19 protein-coding genes are annotated in these 21112 nt (G+C 70.5%); 3 read left to right on the plus strand and 16 right to left on the minus strand.

Annotation, left to right across the window (positions count from 1 at the left end; genetic code table 11):
* Positions 1–22: 22 nt before the first annotated feature.
* The 15 genes from LN251_RS01105 to pgsA form a co-directional block, all read right to left on the minus strand.
* Complete coding sequence (locus tag LN251_RS01105; protein WP_458242687.1) at positions 23–2557, minus strand: RelA/SpoT family protein; 2535 nt, start codon at positions 2555–2557, stop codon at positions 23–25.
* Positions 2558–2798: 241 nt separating this feature from the next.
* Entirely contained in the window at positions 2799–3338 is a 540-nt protein-coding gene (locus LN251_RS01110) for an adenine phosphoribosyltransferase (protein ID WP_458242688.1), read from the minus strand.
* Positions 3335–4453, minus strand: coding sequence for a protein translocase subunit SecF (secF, locus tag LN251_RS01115; RefSeq protein WP_458242689.1), 1119 nt, complete (start codon positions 4451–4453; stop codon positions 3335–3337). Before secF ends, LN251_RS01110 begins: the two co-directional genes overlap by 4 nt.
* Before the next feature lies 1 nt (position 4454).
* On the minus strand, positions 4455–6221 hold the full coding sequence (gene secD / locus LN251_RS01120; RefSeq protein WP_458242690.1) for a protein translocase subunit SecD: 1767 nt from the start codon (positions 6219–6221) through the stop codon (positions 4455–4457).
* A 133-nt stretch (positions 6222–6354) separates the two neighbouring features.
* The gene (gene yajC / locus LN251_RS01125; protein WP_458243240.1) at positions 6355–6846 is read right to left on the minus strand and encodes a preprotein translocase subunit YajC; all 492 of its coding nucleotides are present in this window, start codon (positions 6844–6846) and stop codon (positions 6355–6357) included.
* A 187-nt stretch (positions 6847–7033) separates the two neighbouring features.
* Positions 7034–8101 (minus strand): Holliday junction branch migration DNA helicase RuvB, encoded by a 1068-nt coding sequence (gene ruvB / locus LN251_RS01130; RefSeq protein WP_058926482.1) that lies wholly within the window; start codon positions 8099–8101, stop codon positions 7034–7036.
* Between the two features lie 25 nt (positions 8102–8126).
* Complete coding sequence (ruvA, locus tag LN251_RS01135; protein WP_362988612.1) at positions 8127–8732, minus strand: Holliday junction branch migration protein RuvA; 606 nt, start codon at positions 8730–8732, stop codon at positions 8127–8129.
* A complete protein-coding gene (ruvC, locus tag LN251_RS01140) occupies positions 8729–9289 on the minus strand; it encodes a crossover junction endodeoxyribonuclease RuvC (protein WP_362988610.1) in 561 nt (186 codons plus the stop codon). The genes ruvA and ruvC overlap by 4 nt, the downstream gene beginning before the upstream one ends.
* 126 nt (positions 9290–9415) lie before the next feature.
* Positions 9416–10168: a YebC/PmpR family DNA-binding transcriptional regulator gene (locus LN251_RS01145; RefSeq protein ID WP_351580797.1), complete on the minus strand. Its 753-nt coding sequence runs from the start codon at positions 10166–10168 to the stop codon at positions 9416–9418.
* 52 nt (positions 10169–10220) lie between these two features.
* Entirely contained in the window at positions 10221–10823 is a 603-nt protein-coding gene (gene pdxT, locus LN251_RS01150; RefSeq protein WP_458242691.1) for a pyridoxal 5'-phosphate synthase glutaminase subunit PdxT, read from the minus strand.
* A gap of 13 nt (positions 10824–10836) precedes the next feature.
* Positions 10837–11748 (minus strand): pyridoxal 5'-phosphate synthase lyase subunit PdxS, encoded by a 912-nt coding sequence (gene pdxS, locus LN251_RS01155; protein WP_450852499.1) that lies wholly within the window; start codon positions 11746–11748, stop codon positions 10837–10839.
* 148 nt (positions 11749–11896) lie between these two features.
* Complete coding sequence (locus LN251_RS01160) at positions 11897–12439, minus strand: hypothetical protein (RefSeq protein ID WP_458242692.1); 543 nt, start codon at positions 12437–12439, stop codon at positions 11897–11899.
* A 44-nt stretch (positions 12440–12483) separates the two neighbouring features.
* On the minus strand, positions 12484–13653 hold the full coding sequence (locus LN251_RS01165; RefSeq protein ID WP_458242693.1) for a glycosyltransferase family 4 protein: 1170 nt from the start codon (positions 13651–13653) through the stop codon (positions 12484–12486).
* On the minus strand, positions 13650–14570 hold the full coding sequence (locus LN251_RS01170) for a phosphatidylinositol mannoside acyltransferase (protein WP_458242694.1): 921 nt from the start codon (positions 14568–14570) through the stop codon (positions 13650–13652). Before LN251_RS01170 ends, LN251_RS01165 begins: the two co-directional genes overlap by 4 nt.
* Complete coding sequence (gene pgsA / locus LN251_RS01175; RefSeq protein ID WP_362988824.1) at positions 14567–15310, minus strand: phosphatidylinositol phosphate synthase; 744 nt, start codon at positions 15308–15310, stop codon at positions 14567–14569. Before pgsA ends, LN251_RS01170 begins: the two co-directional genes overlap by 4 nt.
* 218 nt (positions 15311–15528) lie before the next feature.
* Here pgsA and LN251_RS01180 point away from each other — a divergent pair, with 218 nt between their 5' ends.
* Positions 15529–17727 (plus strand): elongation factor G-like protein EF-G2, encoded by a 2199-nt coding sequence (locus LN251_RS01180; RefSeq protein ID WP_458242695.1) that lies wholly within the window; start codon positions 15529–15531, stop codon positions 17725–17727.
* A 295-nt stretch (positions 17728–18022) separates the two neighbouring features.
* On the plus strand, positions 18023–19678 hold the full coding sequence (locus LN251_RS01185) for a hypothetical protein (RefSeq protein WP_458242696.1): 1656 nt from the start codon (positions 18023–18025) through the stop codon (positions 19676–19678).
* A 140-nt stretch (positions 19679–19818) separates the two neighbouring features.
* Here the strand turns inward: LN251_RS01185 and LN251_RS01190 are convergent, their stop codons facing one another.
* Positions 19819–20379, minus strand: coding sequence for an HIT family protein (locus tag LN251_RS01190; RefSeq protein WP_458242697.1), 561 nt, complete (start codon positions 20377–20379; stop codon positions 19819–19821).
* A gap of 67 nt (positions 20380–20446) precedes the next feature.
* On the opposite strand from LN251_RS01190, the gene LN251_RS01195 reads away from it, so the two are divergent.
* Complete coding sequence (locus LN251_RS01195) at positions 20447–21103, plus strand: potassium channel family protein (protein ID WP_458242698.1); 657 nt, start codon at positions 20447–20449, stop codon at positions 21101–21103.
* The last annotated feature ends 9 nt before the right edge of the window (positions 21104–21112 follow it).

The following is a 21112-nucleotide window of genomic DNA, read 5'->3' on the forward strand; positions in this document are numbered from 1 at the left end:
TACGGGGCCCCTCTCGTGCTCTCTAGGTGCGGTTGCGGGCCGATGTGACCCGGTAGACGTCGTAGACGCCCTCGACGCCGCGTACGGCCTTCAGGACGTGACCCAGGTGCTTGGGGTCGCCCATCTCGAAGGTGAAGCGCGAGGTGGCGACGCGGTCGCGGGAGGTCTGGACGGCCGCCGAGAGGATGTTGACGTGCTGGTCGGACAGGACGCGGGTGACGTCGGACAGGAGCCGGGAGCGGTCCAGGGCCTCGACCTGGATGGCGACCAGGAAGACCGAGGACTGGGTGGGCGCCCACTCGACGTCCAGGATGCGTTCGGGTTCGCGGGACAGTGACTCGACGTTGACGCAGTCGCTGCGGTGAACCGATACGCCACTACCCCGCGTGACGAAACCGATGATCGGGTCGCCGGGGACGGGCGTGCAGCAGCGGGCCAGTTTGACCCACACGTCCTCGACGCCCTTGACGATGACGCCCGGGTCGGAGCTGGAGCGCCGCTTGCGCCGGCTGCGGGTGGGCGGGACCGCCTCGTCGATCTCCTCGGTGGCCGCCTCCTCGCCGCCGAGCGCGGAAACGAGCTTCTGCACGATGTTCTGCGCGGAGACATGGCCCTCGCCGATCGCCGCGTACAGGGCGGAGATGTCGGAGTAGCGCATCTCGTGGGCGAGCGTGACCAGCGAGTCGCCGGTGAGGATGCGCTGGATCGGCAGGTTCTGCTTGCGCATGGCGCGGACGATGGCGTCCTTGCCCTGCTCGATCGCCTCGTCACGGCGCTCCTTGGAGAACCACGCCCGGATCTTGTTGCGGGCGCGCGGGGACTTGACGAAGCCCAGCCAGTCGCGGGAGGGGCCCGCGCCGGCCGCCTTGGAGGTGAAGACCTCCACCAGGTCGCCGTTGTCGAGCGTCGACTCCAGCGGTACGAGGCGGCCGTTGACCCGTGCTCCTATCGTGCGGTGGCCGACCTCGGTGTGGACCGCGTACGCGAAGTCCACCGGGGTGGCACCCGCCGGGAGCGCTATGACGTCACCCTTGGGGGTGAAGACGAAGACCTCGTTGCGGGACAGGTCGAAGCGCAGGGACTCCAGGAACTCGCCCGGGTCCTCGGTCTCCTTCTGCCAGTCCAGCAGCTGGCGCAGCCACGCCATGTCGTTGAGGTGGTCGTCCTTCTTGCCGGCCTTGGGCACGTCGGTGCGCACTTTGGAGGCACCGGCGACGGCCTCCTGCTTGTACTTCCAGTGCGCGGCGATGCCGTACTCGGCGCGGCGGTGCATGTCGAAGGTGCGGATCTGCAGCTCGACGGGCTTGCCGTTGGGGCCGATGACCGTCGTGTGCAGCGACTGGTACATGTTGAACTTCGGCATCGCGATGTAGTCCTTGAACCGCCCCGGAACCGGGTTCCAGCGGGCGTGCACGGTACCGAGGGCCGCGTAGCAGTCGCGGACGGTGTCCACGAGGACGCGGATGCCCACCAGGTCGTAGATCTCCGCGAAGTCCCGGCCGCGGACGATCATCTTCTGGTAGACGCTGTAGTAGTGCTTCGGGCGCCCGGTGACGGTCGCCTTGATCCGGGCCGCGCGCAGGTCCTGCTGCACCTCGTCGGTCACTATGGCCAGGTACTCGTCGCGCTTCGGCGCCCGCTCCGCCACCAGCCGTACGATCTCGTCGTACATCTTGGGGTAGAGGATCGCGAAGGCGAGGTCCTCCAGCTCCCACTTGATGGTGTTCATGCCCAGGCGATGGGCGAGCGGCGCGTAGATCTCCAGCGTCTCGCGCGCCTTCTTCTCCTGCTTCTCGCGCTTGAGGTAGCGCATGGTGCGCATGTTGTGCAGACGGTCGGCGAGCTTGATGACCAGGACGCGCGGGTCCTTGGCCATGGCCACGACCATCTTGCGCACGGTCTCGGCCTGCGCGGCCTCGCCGAACTTGACCTTGTCCAGCTTGGTGACGCCGTCTACGAGCAGGGCGACGGAGTCGCCGAAGTCGCGGCGCAGCTGGTCGAGGCCGTACTCGGTGTCCTCGACGGTGTCGTGCAGCAGGCCCGCCATCAGCGTGGCCGGATCCATGCCCAGTTCGGCGAGGATCGTCGTCACCGCGAGGGGGTGCGTGATGTACGGGTCGCCGCTCTTGCGCTTCTGGCCGCGGTGCCAGCGCTCGGCGACCTGGTAGGCCGTCTCGATCTTGCGGAGCGTGGCCGTCTCGATCTTCGGGTCGTTGCTGCGCACTATCCGCAGCAACGGCTCCAGCACCGGGTTGTACGGGTTGGAGCGCTGCACGCCGAGGCGGGCGAGGCGGGCGCGGACGCGGTTGGAGGAACCGGAGCGGGCGGGCTGACCGGTGTTCGGGCGCACCGCGGGGGCCGTGGGCGTCGGGCTGTCGGACGGGGCCGGTTTGGGGCGGACCTGCTCGGCCGACTTGTCGACGGGCGCGGACTGGGCGTGCTCGACCGGCCCGCGGGTGTCGTTCTTGGCGACCGGTTCGGTCGGCGCGGGCTTGGCCGCGGCTGCCGAGGCGGACTCGGGCTTGGCGGCGGTCAGGTGCTGGGCCTCGTCTGGCAAGAGGACTCCTCGTGCGCGATCCGGGTCCCCCGGTCAGGCTCCGGAGCACCCATGGTAGCGATCCTGGGCCTCAGGATCGCCTTCAGGCCGATGTGAGGACCGTCTACCCCAGGAACACGAGAGGCGTCCGCGGGATTCCTGGGGGTCCGGCGCCCGGAGCCGGGGGCACCGACGGCACCCGTGCCGAAACGGAACGGCCGTCCCATGGATGGCGGGACGGCCGTTCTCGTCGGGCTCGGGATCAGAGCGCCAGCAGTGCTTCCAGCGGGGAGGCCCCGAGGGCCGGCTCCAGGCGGGCGCGACCGCCGAGGAAGCCCAGCTCCATCAGGACCGCGAGGCCCGCCACCTCGGCACCCGCCCGGCGGATCAGCTGGATCGAGGCCTCGGCGGTGCCGCCGGTGGCGAGGACGTCGTCGACGATGAGGACGCGGTCGTCGGCCGACAGGTCCTCGGCGTGGACCTCGATCTCCGCCGAGCCGTACTCCAGGTCGTACGCCTGGGCGAGGGTGGCTCCGGGGAGCTTGCCCGCCTTGCGCACGGGGATGAAGCCGAGGCCGGCGCGGACGGCGACCGGGGCGCCGAGGATGAAGCCGCGGGCCTCCAGGCCGACGACCTTGGTGGCGCCCGTGCTCGCCGCGATCTCGGCGAGGGCGTCGGTGAGCGCCGTGAACGCCGCCGGGTCCGCCAGGAGCGGGGTGATGTCCTTGAACATCACGCCCGGCTCCGGGTAGTCCGCGACGTCGCGGATACGGCTGAGCAGCAGCTCCTGGATGTCGGTCATCGGCGCTTCCCCGACGGACGGCCGCGGCCGCGGTTTCGGGACGCGGGCTGGTTGCGCGGGCCGACGACCGCCGCAGCGGCGTCCTCGGGCTCGTCGGCGTACTCGTCGTCCATGGTCTCCTGCCGGGGCTGCCCGCCCTCGGCGGCGACCTGCGCGCGCTTGGCGAGGACGCGCTTCCGGAGCGCCTTCATCTGCGGCTCGCGCTCCTTGAGGTCGGCGACGAGCGGCGTGGCGATGAAGATCGAGGAGTACGCACCGGCCGCGAGGCCGACGAACAGCGACAGCGAGATGTCGTTGAGGACACCGGCGCCGAGGAAGCCGCCACCGATGAACAGCAGGCCCGCGACCGGCAGCAGCGCGACCACGGTCGTGTTGATGGACCGCATCAGGGTGCTGTTGATCGAGCGGTTGGCGACGTCGCTGTAGGTCCAGCGGGTCTGCTTGGTGATGTCCTTCGTCTGCTCCTTGAGGCTGTCGAAGACGACGACCGTGTCGTAGAGCGAGTAACCGAGGATCGTGAGCAGACCGATCACCGTGCCCGGCGTGACCTCGAAGCCGACGAGGGCGTAGATGCCGGTGGTGATCGTGATGTCGTGGATCAGGGCGACGAGCGCGGCGACGGCCATGCGCCACTCGAACGCGATCGCCAGGTAGATCACCACGAGGATCATGAAGATCGCCAGGCCCTGCCACGCCTTGGCGGCGATCTGCTCGCCCCAGCTGGGGCCGACCAGGTCGGCGGTGACGTCCTTCTCCGCGAAGTTCATGTCCTTCGCGAGCTGCGCCGAGACACTGTCGGCCTTGCCGGTTTCGATGCCCGCGACCTGGATGCGCAGGCTGCCGTTGCCGAGCTTCTGGACGACCGCGTCGTGGCCCGAGGCCTCCTTCGCGTACCGCTCGGCCTGGGCCACCGAGGCCGACGTGTTCTTCGGCGTGGTGAAGACGGCGCCGCCCTGGAACTCGATGCCCATGTTCAGGCCGCGCACCGCCAGGCCGACGATGGCCGTGATGGTGATCAGGATCGAGATGCCGTACCAGATCTTGCGGTTGCCGACGAAGTCGTAACCGACCTCGCCGCGGTGCAGACGGGCGCCGATGCTGCCGAGTTTCGACATCTCACGCCTCCTTCGGGTCGACGGGGGCGGGACGACGAGTGCGGCGCAGCGGTGGCTTCGCGCCGAGCGCCTTCGGGTCCAGACCGGACCACTTGTGGCCGTTGGCGAAGAACTTCCGGCGGGCGAGGATCGTCATCAGCGGCTTGGTGAAGAGGAAGACGACGACCACGTCCAGCACGGTGGTCAGCCCCAGCGTGAACGCGAAGCCCTGGACCTTGCCGACGGTGACGATGAACAGCACCGCCGCGGCGAGGAACGACACGAAGTCGGAGACCAGGATGGTGCGCCGGGCGCGCGGCCAGGCCCGCTCGACGGCGGGGCGCAGCGAGCGGCCCTCGCGGATCTCGTCCCGGATGCGTTCGAAGAACACGATGAACGAGTCCGCGGTGATGCCGATGGCGACGATGGCGCCGCAGACCGCCGGCAGGTTCAGCGCGAAGCCGATGGCCTCACCGAGCAGCGACATGATCGCGTAGGTGAGGGCCGCGGAGACCAGCAGCGAGGGGATCGCGATCATCGACAGGCCGCGGTAGAAGATCAGCAGGTAGATCACGACCAGGCCGAGGCCGATCGCGCCCGCGATCAGACCGGCGTGCAGCTGCTCGCCGCCGAGCGCGGCGGTCACCGTGGTGACGCTGTCCTCCTTGAAGGTCAGCGGCAGGGCGCCGTACGACAGCATGTTCGCGAGGCCCTGGGCCTCCGTCTGGTTGAAGCTGCCGGAGATCTCCGCGCTGCCGCCGGTGAGGGCCTCCTTGACGTACGGGTCGGAGACCACGTTGCCGTCGAGGACGATCGCGAACTGGTTCTGCGGCGTCTGCTTCTGGGCGAGCTGACCGGTGATGTCGGCGAACTTCTTGGTGCCCTTGGAGGTGAACTCCATGGTGACGGTCCAGCCGGCGGCGGTCTGGGTGTTGAAGACGGCCTGGGCCTTCTTCACGTCCGTGCCGTCGACCGCGGCGGGGCCGAGGACGTACTTCTGCCACTGGCCGGAGGAGTTCTTGCCGCAGGCGACGGTGGGCTCGGTGGCCTTGGCGCTCTTGCCGGCGGTGTTCTGCACCGTCTTCTTGGTGCAGTCGAGGGCGGCGTACTGCGCCTGGAGCTTGGCCGCGGCGTCACTGGCGGCGGAGCTGCCGCTCGCCGACGGGGTGGGGCTGGCGGACGCCTTGCTGCCTGAGGACGCGGTGGCGCTCGGCGTCGCGTCCGCCTTGAGGCCGTCGGTGACGGCGCGGCCCTGGGAGGTGGCGCCGGCGGAGGGCGACGCGGTCGACTTGCCGGTGGCCTTCTCGGAGGCCCCGGCCGACGGCTTGGCGGACGCTCCGCCCGTGGCGGTCGGGGACGGGCTGGCCGTCGCGCTGCCGCCGGCGGCCTCGGTGGCGAGCACCGGGCGGAAGTACAGCTTGGCGGTGGTGCCGACCTGCTGGCGAGCTTCCTTGGAGTTCGTGCCCTTGGGGATGTTGACGATGATGTTGCGGTCGCCCTGGGTCTGAACCTCCGCCTCCGAGACACCGAGACCATTGACACGGCGGTTCATGATGTCGACCGCGGTGTTCATGTTGGTCTTGTTGATCGCGGATTCCTGGCCCTTCTCCGGAACCGCCCGCAGCGTGATGCTCGTACCGCCCGCAAGGTCGATGCCGAGGCGCGGAGTGGTGTTGCCGGAGGCGAACATGCCGGCGGTGAGCGCCACGATGGCGATCAGAATGAGGGCCAGCGAGCGCCCTGGCTTGCTCTGGGCGCTCGCGCTTCGGCCCTTTTTAGGTGCTGCCACCTTCTCGTACTCCCTCTCGGGCCGCTCCGTGCCGGGTCAGCGCGGTGTCGGCCATGACATGGTGTCGGGATCCCCGTGTGCGAGACGACACGTCCCGGGGCGCGCGAGGTCGGCCGCGCGCCCCGGGACGTGACTACTTCGCGTCGGAGTCGCCGTCGGTCTTCTTCGGCTCCTCGTCCGACTTCGTCTCCGTGGCGGCCGTCTCGTCGGCCGGCTCCTCGGTCGCGTCCTTCTTGCCGAGGTCGACGGACTTGTCGTCGGAGGCGGCGGCAGCTTCGTCGGCGGAGTCGTCGGTCTCGGTGAGGGAGGAGGCGTCGTCCGGGACGACGTCGGTGTCGGACTTCAGGTCGTGCTCGATTCCGTGCACGATGCGGTTGTACTCGTCGTCGCTGAGCACGGTACCGATGGCGTTCTTCGCGAAGAGGAGTTCGACGCCCGGACCGGCGTCGAGGAGGACCGTGTCCTCGTTGACCTCCTTGACCGTCGCGTAAATGCCCCCGATGGTGCGGACGCCGCTGCCGGGCTGCATCTCGTTCCGCATCTGCTGGGCCTGCTGCTGCTTGCGCTTGGCCGAACGGGTCATGAGGAACATGGCCCCGATGAGCACGATGAACGGGAGGAGCATGGTGATATTCACGGGACGGAATTTCCTTCGCACGACCGCGATGGAGAGCGGCCTCATGGATGGGGGTATGTATACCGCCGACAAAAGCGGCATCGGCGGAGTCTAAGCGAGTCCGCGCGCATGGAACAACGCTCAGCATGGCACCTGGGTTCCTGCCCCGGCCAATGCCTGCGCCGTCACAATGGCATCACGTCCCGAACAGGTCCTGTTGTCCGTTTCCCGCAGTAGCGGACCGGGGCGGGGTGAGGCCGAGATGCGCCCATGCGGCGGGCGTGGCGACCCGTCCGCGCGGGGTTCGGGCCAGCAGTCCCTCCCGTACGAGGAAGGGTTCGGCGACCTCCTCTACGGTCTCGCGCTCCTCCCCCACCGCGACGGCGAGAGTGGACAGACCGACGGGTCCGCCGCCGAACAGCTTCAGCAGCGCCTCCAGCACCCCGCGGTCGAGGCGGTCCAGGCCGCGGGCGTCCACCTCGTACACCGCGAGGGCCGCGGCCGCGATGTCGCGCGTGATCAGTCCGTCGGCCTTGACCTGGGCGTAGTCCCGTACGCGGCGCAGCAGGCGGTTGGCGATGCGGGGCGTGCCGCGGGAGCGGCCGGCGATCTCGGCGGCGCCGTCGGCCTGGATCTCCACGTCGAGCAGGTTCGCGGAGCGGTGGATGACCCGCTCCAGCTCGGCGGGCTCGTAGAACTCCATGTGCGCGGTGAAGCCGAAGCGGTCGCGCAGCGGGGGCGGCAGCAGACCCGCGCGCGTGGTGGCGCCGACCAGGGTGAACGGGGGCAGTTCGAGCGGGATCGCGGTGGCGCCGGGGCCCTTGCCGACGATGACGTCGACGCGGAAGTCCTCCATCGCCATGTACAGCATCTCCTCGGCGGGCCGGGACATGCGGTGGATCTCGTCGAGGAAGAGGACCTCGCCCTCCTGCAGGGAGGACAGGATCGCGGCCAGGTCGCCGGCGTGCTGGATGGCGGGTCCGCTGGTGATGCGGATGGGGGCGCCCATCTCCGCCGCGATGATCATGGAGAGGGTGGTCTTGCCGAGGCCGGGGGCGCCGGAGAGGAGCACGTGGTCGGCGGTGGCGCCGCGCGCGCGGGCGGCGCGCAGCACCAGGTCGAGCTGCTCGCGGACCTTCTCCTGGCCGATGAACTCGCCCAGGTCCTTGGGGCGCAGGGCGGCCTCGACGGCCTGGTCCTCACGGTCGGCGGACGCACCGACGAGCCGCTCGGCGGAGGTGTCGGTGGTGTCGTCCCAGTTCATGTGGTGTGCCTCGGGTTCGAAGGGGTCAGCGGGCGCGGTTGAGGGTCTGCAGGGCCGCCTTGAGCAGCTGGCCGACCTGCGGGGTGCCCTCGGCCGCCTCGGCCTGCGGTGCCACGGCGGTCACCGCCTCGTCGGCCTCGCGGGTGGCGTAGCCCAGGCCGATGAGCGCGGCGTGCAGCTGGTCGCGCCAGCCCTGGGTGACGGGGGCGCCGACCGCGGGGGCGCCGACCGGTTCGCCGAGCCGGTCCTTCAGCTCCAGCAGCAGTTTCTGGGCGCCCTTCTTGCCGATGCCGGGGACGGCGGTCAGGGCCTTCTCGTCATTGGTGGCGATCGCGCGGCGCAGGGCGTCGGGGCTGTGCACGGCCAGCATCGCCTGGGCCAGGCGGGGGCCGACTCCGCTCGCCGTCTGCAGCAGCTCGAAGACCTGGCGTTCGTCGTCGTCCACGAAGCCGTACAGGGTGAGCGAGTCCTCCCGTACGACCAGGGAGGTGGCGAGCTTGGCCTGCTGGCCCATGCGCAGCCCGGAGAGGGTGTTGGGGGTGCACTGGACGGCGATGCCGATCCCGCCCACCTCGACCACCGCGGAGTCGGGTGCGAGGGCGGCGACCGGGCCGCTGACGAACGCGATCATGCGATACGGCCTTTCGATGATGCCCGGGCCGCCTGGGCCGCCTGGGCGGTGTGCAGGGCCACGGCCTGCTGGAGACGGTTCTGGGCGGGGGCGCGCCAGATGTGGCAGATGGCGAGCGCGAGGGCGTCGGCGGCGTCGGCGGGCTTGGGGGGCGCGTCGAGCCGCAGGAGGCGGGTGACCATGGCGCCGACCTGGGCCTTGTCGGCGCGTCCGCTGCCGGTGACGGCCGCCTTGACCTCGCTGGGGGTGTGCAGGGCGACGGGGATGCCGCGGCGGGCGGCGCAGAGCATGGCGACGGCGCTGGCCTGGGCGGTGCCCATGACGGTCCGGACGTTGTGCTGGCTGAACACCCGCTCCACGGCGACGAATTCGGGCCGGTGCTCGTCCAGCCAGGCCTCGATGCCCTGCTCGATCGCGACGAGACGGTGTCCCAGTTCGGCGTCCGCGGGCGTCCGTACGACACCCACGCCGACCATGGTCAGCGGCCGGCCCGCCACCCCCTCGACGACGCCGACTCCGCATCGGGTCAGGCCTGGGTCCACCCCGAGTACGCGCACCGCGCCCCTCCCCTCTCTGCGGTGATCACTGACTGCCGCAAGGCTATCCGCCGGCACTGACAACAGCGGCGGGCCGGTGGGACGTGTCCCATCGGCCCGCCGAAAACCGCTCAGCCCGCGGCAGCGCTACGCGTCGACCTTCTCCATGACCTCGTCGCTGACGTCGAAGTTGGCGAAGACGTTCTGCACGTCGTCGCTGTCCTCGAGCGCGTCGATCAGCTTGAAGATCTTCTTGGCGCCCTCCTCGTCCAGCTCGACCTGCATGGTCGGGACGAAGTTGGCCTCGGCGGAGTCGTAGTCGATCCCGGCGTCCTGCAGGGCGGTGCGGACCGCGACCAGGTCGGTGGCCTCGCTGAGCACCTCGAAGGACTCGCCCAGGTCGTTGACCTCCTCGGCGCCCGCGTCCAGGACGGCGGCGAGGACGTCGTCCTCGGCCAGCTCGCCCTTGGGGACGATGACGACGCCCTTGCGGTTGAACAGGTAGGACACCGAGCCGGGGTCGGCCATCGAGCCGCCGTTGCGGGTCATGGCGACGCGGACGTCGGAGGCGGCGCGGTTGCGGTTGTCGGTGAGGCACTCGATGAGCACCGCGACGCCGTTCGGGCCGTAGCCCTCGTACATGATCGTCTCGTAGTCGGCGCCGCCGGCCTCGAGACCACCGCCGCGCTTGATCGCGGAGTCGATGTTCTTGTTCGGGACCGACGACTTCTTGGCCTTCTGGACGGCGTCGTAGAGCGTCGGGTTGCCGTCGAGGTCCACGCCGCCCATACGCGCCGCGACCTCGATGTTCTTGATCAGCTTCGCGAAGAGCTTGCCGCGCTTGGCGTCGATCACGGCCTTCTTGTGCTTCGTCGTGGCCCATTTAGAGTGGCCGGACATCTGCCTGTCTCCTTCGCGTAACCCATCTCTGCAACGAACGCCAGGAATCCTACTAGGACTCCGTCGCCCGGTTCGCGTGCACCATGTCGACGAACAGGGAGTGCACGCGATGGTCGCCGGTCAGTTCCGGGTGGAACGACGTGGCGAGCGCGTTGCCCTGGCGGACCGCGACGATGTGGCCCTCGTGCTCGGCGAGCACCTCGGTCTCGGCGCCGACGGACTCCACCCAGGGGGCGCGGATGAAGACGCCCTCTACAGGATCGCCCTCGACGCCCTTGACGTCGACCGCCGCCTCGAAGGACTCGTTCTGCCGGCCGAAGGCGTTGCGGCGCACGATCATGTCGATGCCGCCGAAGGTCTCCTGGCCCGAGCGCGGGTCGAGGATCTTGTCGGCGAGCATGATCATGCCGGCGCAGGTGCCGTAGACGGGCATGCCGGCCCGCACACGCGCGCGGAGGGGCTCCATCACGCCGAAGAGGGCGGCCAGCTTGGAGATGGTGGTGGACTCGCCGCCGGGGATGACGAGGCCGTCCACCTCGGCGAGTTCTTCGGGGCGCCTGACCGGCCTGGCCACGGCGTCGGCCGCGGCCAGGGCGATGAGGTGCTCCCGTACGTCGCCCTGGAGGGCCAGGACGCCTATGACGGGGGTGTTCATGTGATCCGGTGCCTTACCAGCCGCGGTTGGCGTAGCGCTCGGCCTCGGGCAGGGTGTCGCAGTTGATGCCGACCATGGCCTCGCCGAGGTTGCGGGACGCGTCCGCGATGATCTTCGGGTCGTCGTAGAAGGTGGTGGCCTTGACGATGGCGGCGGCGCGCTTGGCCGGGTCTCCGGACTTGAAGATGCCGGAACCGACGAACACGCCCTCGGCGCCGAGCTGGCGCATCAGGGCCGCGTCGGCCGGGGTGGCGACGCCACCGGCGGAGAACAGCACCACGGGGAGCTTGCCGAGCTCGGCGACCTCCTTGACCAGCTCGTACGGGGCGCGCAGCTCCTTGGCGGCGGCGTACAGCTCGTTGTTGTCGTAGCCGCGCAGGCGGGCGATCTCGTTCTTGATCTGGCGCAGGTGACGGACGGCCTCGACGACGTTGCCGGTGCCGGCCTCGCCCTTGGAGCGGATCATGGCCGCGCCCTCGGCGATGCGGCGCAGGGCCTCGCCCAGGTTGGTGGCGCCGCAGACGAAGGGGGTGGTGAAGGCCCACTTGTCGGAGTGGTTGACCTCGTCGGCCGGGGTGAGGACCTCGGACTCGTCGATGTAGTCGACGCCGAGGGACTGCAGCACCTGGGCCTCGACGAAGTGGCCGATGCGGGACTTGGCCATGACCGGGATGGAGACGGCCTCGATGATGCCCTCGATCATGTCCGGGTCGGACATGCGGGCCACGCCGCCGTCCTTGCGGATGTCGGCCGGGACCCGCTCCAGGGCCATGACGGCGACGGCGCCCGCGTCCTCGGCGATCTTCGCCTGCTCCGGCGTGACGACGTCCATGATCACGCCACCCTTGAGCTGCTCGGCCATACCGCGCTTCACGCGCGCGGTGCCGGTCTCGGGGGCCTGGTTTTCGGAGAGCGTGCTGGACACGGATGACCTCACTGAAGGGAAAGAGGGTTTCTGCAATCCCCGAGGAAACGCGAGCACACCAGTCCACGGCAAGGGCCAATGACAACCCGGTGGATCGTTTTGTCTCCGATCCGCCCGATGCGGGACCGCCAGCCGCCGGGCCGCCGGCTCACGCCATCCGGTCCACCAGGGCCGCCGGGGGTTCGTCGTCCATCTCGAAGGACAACGGAACGGGGGCGTGACCGGCCAGGCGGAACCAGCGGACCTTGCGGTGCTCGCGCAGCCGCCGGGCCGCGCCGACCGCGTCGTTGTGGAAGCGGCGCGCCATCGGCACCCGGCGCACGGCCTCCGTGAGCTCGTGGGTGGCCGCCTCGCCGCCGGGCGCCTCGCGCACCACCTCGACCTGCGCGTGCTCGGCGAACACGGCCCGCAGCGCCTGGCTGAGCTCGCTCTCGGCGACCTCCCGCTGCTCCTCCTCGGCCTGCCGGGCGGCGTGCGCGGCCTCGTACAGGACGATCGAGGCGGCGGGGTCGAGGACTCCGGAGGTGGCCAGTTCCTGGGCCACCGACGCCCTGCGCAGCAACTGGGCGTCGAGTGCGGCGCGGGCGGCGTCGATCCGGGTGTGCAGCCGGTCCAGGCGGCCCGCGGTCCAGCTCAGGTACAGGCCGATCGCGACGAGGGCGACGAAAATCCAGATCAGGGTTGCGGTCACGGGCGCTCACGTTACCGGGCACGTCACGGCGCCCGGAGGGGGCATCAGTCCCGCGCCAGCCCGAACCGCGCCCGCAGCCCCGGCGCCCGCTCGTCCTCCGCCGCGGCGACCGCCGTCGTGCCGTCCGTCACCGTCTCGTACACCGACAGGATGTCCGCCCCGACCGTCGACCAGTCGAACCGCCGTACGTGCGCGCTGCCCCGCTCGCGCAGCTCGGCGCGGCGCTTTGGGTCCCCGAGGAGCCGTACCGCCGCGTCCCCCAGCGCGTCGGAGTCCTCGTTGGGGAACAGCTCGCCGGCCGCTCCCTGGTCCAGCACCTGCGCGAAGGCGTCCAGGTCGGAGGCGAGGACCGGCGCGCCCGCCGACATCGCCTCGACCAGGATGATGCCGAAGCTCTCGCCGCCGGTGTTCGGGGCGACGTAGAGGTCGACGCTGCGCAGGAAGCGGGCCTTGTCCTCGTCGCTGACCATGCCCAGGAACTCGACGCGGGAGCGCAGCTCGGCGGGCAGCGACTCGACGGCCTCCTCCTCGTCCCCCCGGCCCGCGACCAGCAGCCGCGTCTGCGGCCGGGCCGCGAGAATCCCCGGCAGGGCCCGCATCAGCACCGGCAGGCCCTTGCGCGGCTCGTCGATGCGGCCGATGAAGCCGATCGTGTCGCCCTGCCAGTCGGGGTTGGGCTCGGCCTTGGCGAAGAAGTCGACGTCCACGCCGTTCGGGATGACGACCGCGTCGCCGCCGAGGTGCTCGACCAGGGTGCGGCGGGCGTACTCGCTCACCGCGATCCGCGCGCTGATCTTCTCCAGGGCGGCCTGGAGGATCGCGTACGCGGCGATCATCGCCTTGGAGCGCGGGTTGGAGGTGTGGAAGGTGGCCACGATCGGGCCCGACGCCGCCCAGCAGGTCAGCAGGCCCAGCGACGGCGAGGTCGGCTCGTGGATGTGCACGACGTCGAAGTGGCCGTCGTGCAGCCAGCGGCGCACCCGGGCCGCCGAGAGGAAACCGAAGTTCAGGCGGGCCACCGAGCCGTTGTACGGCACCGGGACCGCGCGGCCGGCCGAGACGACGTACGGCGGCAGCGGGGTGTCGTCGTCGGCGGGTGCCAGCACGGACACCTCGTGGCCGAGCCGGATGAAGTACTCCGCCAGGTCGCGGATGTGGAACTGGACGCCGCCCGGTACGTCCCAGGAGTACGGGCAGACGATGCCGATCCTCACGAGGCCCCCTTGGCGGGATCACGCGCGGGGTCGAGGTCCTTGAGCCACAACCGCTGCAGCATGTGCCAGTCCTCCGGATGGTCGGCGATGCCGGTGGCGAAGGCGTCGGCCAGCGCCTGTGTCATGAAGGACGTCTTCTCGGCCCGGCTGCCTGTCTCGGGGACCTCGACCGGTGGATGCACCCGTCCCTGCATGACGGGCGAGTCGTCGTACCAGAGGGTGACCGGCAGCAGGAGCGCGCCGGTCTGCTGGGCCAGCAGGGCGGGGCCGGCCGGCATCCGGGTGGCCTCGCCGAAGAACCGGACCTCGACGCCCGAGGAGGACAGGTCGCGTTCGGCGACCAGGCAGACCAGGCCGCCGTCGCGCAGCCGGCGGGCCAGGGTGCCGAAGGCGGTGCCGCCGCTGTGCGGCAGGACCTCCATGCCGAGGCCCTCGCGGTAGGCGACGAAACGGTCGTACAGGCTCTCGGGTTTGAGGCGTTCGGCGACCGTGGTGAACGGCGTCTCGAGTGCGGTGGTGACCCAGGCGCCGGCCAGGTCCCAGTTGGCCATGTGGGGCAGCGCGAGAATCACGCCGTTGCGGGCGGCGATCCCGTCGGTCAGGTAGTGCAGGTCCTTGGGTTCGAAGCCCGTCCTGACGCGTTCGGCGCTCCACGCGGGCAGCCGGAAGGACTCCATCCAGTAGCGCAGGTAGGAGCGCATGCCCGCGCGCGAGAGCTCGGCGAGGCGCTCGGGGCCCGCGTCGGGCACCACGCGCGCGTAGTTGGCCTCCAGGCGCTGCACGCCCTTGCCGCGCCGCTTCCAGGCGAGGTCGGCGATGCTCCGGCCGAGCCGCACGGCGGCCGGCTCCGGAAGCTTCTTGACCGTGCTCCAGCCCAGGCCGTACAGCCCGTCGGTCAGCTGATCGCGGAACGTCACTTCGCCGCCTCACTCCCCTGGGAGGCATTCTCGCTCTCCTGGGCGGCGGCCGCCGCCTCGGCCTCGGCCGATTCGCGGCGGACCGTCACGACGCGCTGGACGAGGGTGACGAGGCTGCCGACGGCGACGATCCACAGGGCGACGGGCAGCAGGTACTGGATCCCGGGCACGCCGAACTTGTGGAGGCCGGCGAGTCCGGCCGCGACGAGCGAGATGACCAGGCGCTCGGCGCGCTCCACGAGGCCGTTGACGGCGACCGGCAGGCCGATCGACTCGCCCCGGGCCTTCGTGTACGACACCACCTGGCCGCTGGCCAGGCAGAAGATGGAAACGGCACACAGGACGTTGTCGTTACCGTGACCGGCGTACCAGAGGGCGAATCCGCCGAAGATGGCGCCGTCGGCGACGCGGTCGAGCGTGGAGTCGAGGAACGCACCCCAGCGGCTGCTGCGTCCGAGCTGGCGGGCCATGTTGCCGTCGACCAGGTCGGAGAAGACGAACAGCGTGATGACGACCGTGCCCCAGAAGAACTCGCCCATGGGGTAGAAGACCAGGGCGCCGGCGACCACCCCCGCGGTGCCCAGCAGCGTGACCGTGTCCGGGCTGACGCCCCGGCGGATGAGAAACGCGGCGAACGGCGTGAGGACACGCGTGAAGAATGCACGCGCGTACTTGTTCAGCATGGCCTTCCCGACGGTCGGTGTGACCGGCTCGGCCCCTGTGGCCACCGGCTGGCCCATCGTAGCCACGCGCGCGTGTGTGCGACCGCCGGGCACTCGCGGAGCAGGACCAGTGGCCGTCGCGCAGGGACCTACGGGCACGATCACGTCCTTCGTATGGACGCACCGTGACGGGAGTGGAAAGCTCGAAGAACCGCGGGCGTCATCGGAGCCGTCACCGCACGCGGCCCGGCACGCCCGCGCCCACAGTGACCTCACCGTGCACGGGAGGCAGGATCATGGGCGACAAGGCGAACGCACACCCCGGAGCCGCCGGCAGGGCAACAGCGGCCGACCACCCCGCGTCCGTACGGAATGTGGTGCTGGTCGGCCACTCCGGATCGGGCAAGACGACGTTGGTGGAGGCCCTCGCGCTGACGGCGGGGGCGGTGAACCGGGCGGGCCGCGTGGAGGACGGCGGCACCGTCTCCGACTACGACGAGATCGAGCACCGGCAGAGCCGTTCGGTGCAGCTCTCCCTGGTGCCGGTCGAATGGGACGGCATCAAGATCAACCTTCTGGACACCCCCGGATACGCCGACTTCGTCGGTGAGCTCAGGGCCGGTCTGCGAGCGGCGGACGCGGCCCTTTTCGTCGTCTCCGCCTCCGACGGCGTGGACGGCTCGACGCGCATGGTGTGGGAGGAGTGCGCGGCCGTCGGCATGCCCCGGGCGATCGTGATCACGCACCTGGAGGCCGCCCGCTCGAACTTCGAGGAGATGACGCGCACCTGCGCGGAGGCCTTCGGCGGCGACGACCCGGACGCCGTGCTCCCGCTCTACACACCGCTGCACGGCCCCCAGGGCCCGGACGGACACGCACCCGTGACGGGCCTGGTCGGGCTGCTCTCGCAGAAGCTGTTCGACTACTCCACCGGGGAGCGCAAGGAATCCGAGCCCGGCGAGGACCAGCTGCCGGAGATCGAGGAGGCCCGCAACCGGCTGATCGAGGGGATCATCTCGGAGAGCGAGGACGAGACCCTCATGGACCGCTATCTGGGCGGCGAGCAGATCGACGTCAAGACGCTCGTCGAGGACCTGGAACGGGCCGTCGCGCGCGGGGTGTTCTTCCCGGTCCTGGCCGCCGCCCCCGCGGCGGAGGGCGCCAAGCACGGGCTCGGCACGGTCGAGCTGCTGGAACTGGTGACGGGCGGCTTCCCGACGCCGTTCGAGCACCCGACGCCCGGGGTCACGACCATCGACGGCAAGCCGCGTGAGATCAAGGCCTGCGACACGGAGGGGCCGCTGGTCGCCGAGGTCGTCAAGACCGCGTCCGACCCCTACGTCGGCCGCATCTCCCTGGTCCGCGTCTTCTCCGGCACCCTGCGCCCCGACGAGACGGTGCACGTCTCCGGGCACGGGCTCGCCGACCGCGGGCACGAGGACCACGACGTCGACGAGCGCGTCGGCGCCCTGTCCACACCGTTCGGCAAGCAGCAGCGGCCCGTGACGCACGCCATCGCGGGCGACCTGGTGTGCGTGGCCAAGCTGAGCCGCGCCGAGACCGGCGACACGCTCTCGGCCAAGGACGACCCGCTGCTGATGGAGCCCTGGCAGATGCCCGACCCGCTGCTGCCGCTCGCCATCGAAGCGCACAGCAAGGCCGACGAGGACAAGCTCTCGCAGGGTCTGTCCCGGCTGGTCGCCGAGGACCCGACGATGCGGCTCGAACAGAACCAGGACACCCACCAGGTGGTCCTGTGGTGCCTGGGCGAGGCACACGCGGACGTGGCACTGGAGCGGCTGCGCAGCCGCTACGGCGTCCAGGTGGACGTCGTACCGCACAAGGTCTCCCTGCGGGAGACGTTCGCCGGCAAGTCGGGCGGGCGCGGGCGGCATGTGAAGCAGTCCGGCGGGCACGGGCAGTACGCCATCTGCGAGATCGAGGTGGAGCCGCTGCCCGGCGGCTCGGGCATCGAGTTCGTGGACAAGGTGATCGGCGGCGCGGTGCCGCGGCAGTTCATCCCGTCGGTCGAGAAGGGCGTGCGGGCCCAGGCGGCCAAGGGAGTCGCCGCCGGCTATCCGCTGATCGACGTCCGGGTGACGCTGCTCGACGGCAAGGCGCACTCCGTGGACTCCTCGGACGCCGCCTTCCAGACGGCGGGCGCGCTGGCGCTGCGGGAGGCCGCGGCCGAGGTGAAGATCCACCTGCTGGAGCCGGTCGCCGAGGTGAGCGTGCTGGTCGGCGACGACTACGTGGGCGCCGTGATGAGCGACCTGTCCGGGCGGCGGGGCCGGGTGCTGGGCACGGAGCAGACCAGCGGCGGCCGTACCGTCGTACGGGCCGAGGTGCCCGAGATCGAGATCGGGCGGTACGCCGTGGACCTGCGCTCCCTCTCGCACGGCACCGCGCGCTTCAACCGTTCCTACGCGCGGCACGAGCCGATGCCGCCGCAGATCGCGGAAAGGATTCGTGAAGAGGCCCGGCAGGCCTCGTAGTTGCCGCCGGATGCCCCGCAAGTGGCGTACGGGGGCACGCGGACGGCTTTCGCGGAAGGCTCCCCTCCGCGTCGGCGGGCGGCTTCGGCCGTCCGCCGACGATCGTCGGTGGCTGCGGATACGCTGATGACAAGCTGATCAAGTTCTCGCGGGAGCGTTCGTCGGATCGACGCGTCGTCGAATCAACTCGTGGTCGAATTAACGCATCTGCGAGATGACCTGATCAACAGGTGTGCGGAGCACGGAAGTCGGGAAGAGCCGCAGAGGCGGTATGCGGCGGCGATCGGGGGCGGGAATGACCGTTGAGAGCGGCTATGGGGACATCTTCGGTCCGCAGGTGCCGCGCACGGGGGACGAGAGCCAGACGGCGACGTTCGCGCTGGCCTCGGCGGCTTACCGGGACAACCCGGTGGTGGACATCAAGAAGGCCGACAACGAGTGGCACCAGACCGGGGTGAATCCGGGGCGGGCGAGGATATTCCGGCCCAACCTGGGCGAGGCCTTCTCCCGGGCGATCGTCGACCGCATGCTGGGTCCGGGCCGCAAGCCGCTCATCCAGTCCTTCGGCTCCGAGCCGCAGGTCGCCGTGGAGCACGCCCTCGCGGCGAACAACATCCGCAAGGCCCGCGACCAGATGCTGTCCATCGTGATGGTGCTGTGCGGAGTGCTGTTCCTGCCGGGCCTGCTCGTCTGGCTGATGGTCTTCCAGATCCGCATGGCGGTCTCCCGGAGTGCGGACCGGCGGGCCGGCGCCCTGGGCACGACGCTCCTGGTGGCCGTGGGCGCCCTCGCGGTGATCTTCCTGATCCGTATGCCGTTCACCGGTTTCTGGGCCTTGTACGCGCGTGCGTGCGTCGTCATGCCGGTCATCGGCTGGTTCTGGGCCAAGCAGATCTGCGAGCGCACGGCGAAGGATCTGCGCGGGCGCTGGGACAGCCTGCTCGCCGGCAGCAGCATCGGCGCCAAGGTGCCCGAGGCGGTGCCCACCAGCCCCGGTGAGACGAAGGCGGACGCGCTGCGCCAGTCGCTGGCCCGGCTCGCCGCCGAGCAGCAGTCCAACTCCGTGTTCTACGCCGGGCCGAAGGGCATCCTCGGCATGGGCACCCGCTGGGGCAGCTGGCAGCTCGCCGAGGACCTCGTGGCGGCCGACCCGAACCGGGAGATCCACCCGTTCCGCAGCTGGGACGTGATCAGGGCGATCCACGACGACCTGCGCATGCTGGAGCGCAACACCATCAACACCGGCGGCTTCCCCACCCCGTCCGTACGGCACTGGATCGTCACGCCGATCGCGGAGGGCGCGAAGGCCGTCTCCCGGCCCGAGGGCACGGACGTGGACGCCTTCCAGGTCAAGTCGCACGCGATACAGGACATCTGCAACAAGCAGCAGTTCGGCGCCGGCGACCGGCACTATCTGGGCGTGCAGTGGACACTCTGGGACGGCCAGCTGGTCATCACGATGATGATCACGGTGACCGTGCTGCACCAGACGCTGCGCATCGAGGTCACCGGCCATGCGCTGGGCCCCGTCAACGGCCTGTTCACCAGCAAGCCCGAGGCGCCGTCCAAGGAGGTCCAGAAGTCGTTCAAGCCGTGGGAGACCCGCAAGGTGGCGCTTCCGCTGGTCAACACCGACGAGGTCGTACGGCTGGCCGTGCGCGCCCCGCTCTCCTGGTACCCGCCGCTGCTGAACTGGCTCGGCGGCACGATAGCCCTGCCCGAGCCGTTCGGTCTGCGGCACGCGTGGGCCGATCAGCCCTGGCGGCACCGCTTCATGGCCGACGACGCGCTGCGCGCGGCCACGCCGGTGCTGCGGGTGGTGCACTCGGCGGCGATACGGGTGCTGCAGGAGAACGGCGTGGACACGGAGAAGTTCGGTACGAGGTCGGCGTTCCTGAGCACGCAGGTGCAGGATCCGACGCCGCGGAAGGCGGACGTGTACGACGCGTGAGCCTCCGGCGGTTGGGCCGGGTTTTGGTGCGGGTGGGTGGGGGTGTGCGTCTCTGGGGGCTGCGCCCCCAGGCCCCCCTTTCGGCCTTCGGCCTCGTCCTCAAGCGCCGGACGGGCTGAATGAGGCCGGACGCAGCTTGATCAGGTCGCCGGCCAGGCGTCCGCCAGCATCTTCCTGGTGTCCGCCAGGAGCTGGGGCAGGACGCGGGTGTGGCCCACCACCGGCATGAAGTTCGTGTCGCCGCCCCAGCGGGGCACGATGTGCTGGTGGAGGTGGGCCGCGATGCCGGCGCCCGCCACCGAGCCCTGGTTCATGCCGATGTTGAAGCCGTGGGCGCCCGAGGCCGCGCGCAGGGCCGTCATCGCCTGCTTGGTGAGGGCGGCGAGCTCGACCGTCTCGGCGTCCGTGAGGTCCGTGTAGTCGGCGACATGACGGTAGGGGACGACCATGAGGTGGCCGCCGTTGTAGGGGTAGAGGTTGAGGACGGCGTAGACCTGATCGCCGCGCCGGACGACGAGCCCGTCCTCGTCGGACTTCGCCGGGATGGAGCAGAAGGGGCAGCCGTCGTCGGCCCCGGGGCCGGTCGGCTTGTTCTCGCCCTGGATGTAGGCCATCCGATGGGGCGTCCACAGACGCTGGAAGGCGTCCTGGGTGCCCACTCCCCACTGCTGCTCCGGCTCACTCGTCATGCAGTGCAGCATATGGCGTCGCCCGTTCGCGGCGTGTCGGCGGGGTTGTGGGAAAAGCCCGCCGCGCCAAGCTGGGCTCGTGGACGATGACACTCGCAGAGCACGCTGGGAGCAGCGCACCGAGCTGCCGCTCGCCGTCGCCTCGCTGGCCTTTCTCGCCGCCTATGCCGTCCGCGTCCTCGCGCCCGGTCTGACGGACCTGCTGCAGACCGTGGCCCTCGCGGTGCTGCTGGCCTCCTGGGTCCTGTTCGCCGCCAACTACGCGGTGCTGTGGCGCCTGAGCGGACAGGGGCTGAGCTTCGTGCGCAAGCACCCCCTGGACGCGGTGGTGGTGGTCCTGCCGCTGCTGCGCCCTCTCCGGGTCGTCAAGGTCTACGAGGCCGTCCAGCGCCGGCACGGCAAGCCGCGGCTGGCGCTGCACGCGCGCGTGATCCTCTACTCGGGGCTCTCCACCGTGCTGCTCGGCTTCGCCGGCGCGCTCGCCGTCTACCAGCAGGAACGAGGGGCTCCGGGCACGACCATGACGTCGTTCGGGGACGCGGTCTGGTGGGCCTGCGCCACCCTCAGCACCGTCGGCTACGGCGACGTCACCCCGGTGACACCGATGGGCCGGGTGATCGCGGTCGGCATGATGGCCGTCGGCCTGGCCCTGCTGGGCGCGGTGACCGGCACGTTCGCCTCCTGGTTGCTGCAGGTGTTCGCACGGGAGGACGACGAGAGGCCCCCGGGAGACTGAGCTCCCGGG

This window comes from Streptomyces sp. MAI_2237 (assembly GCF_054189285.1).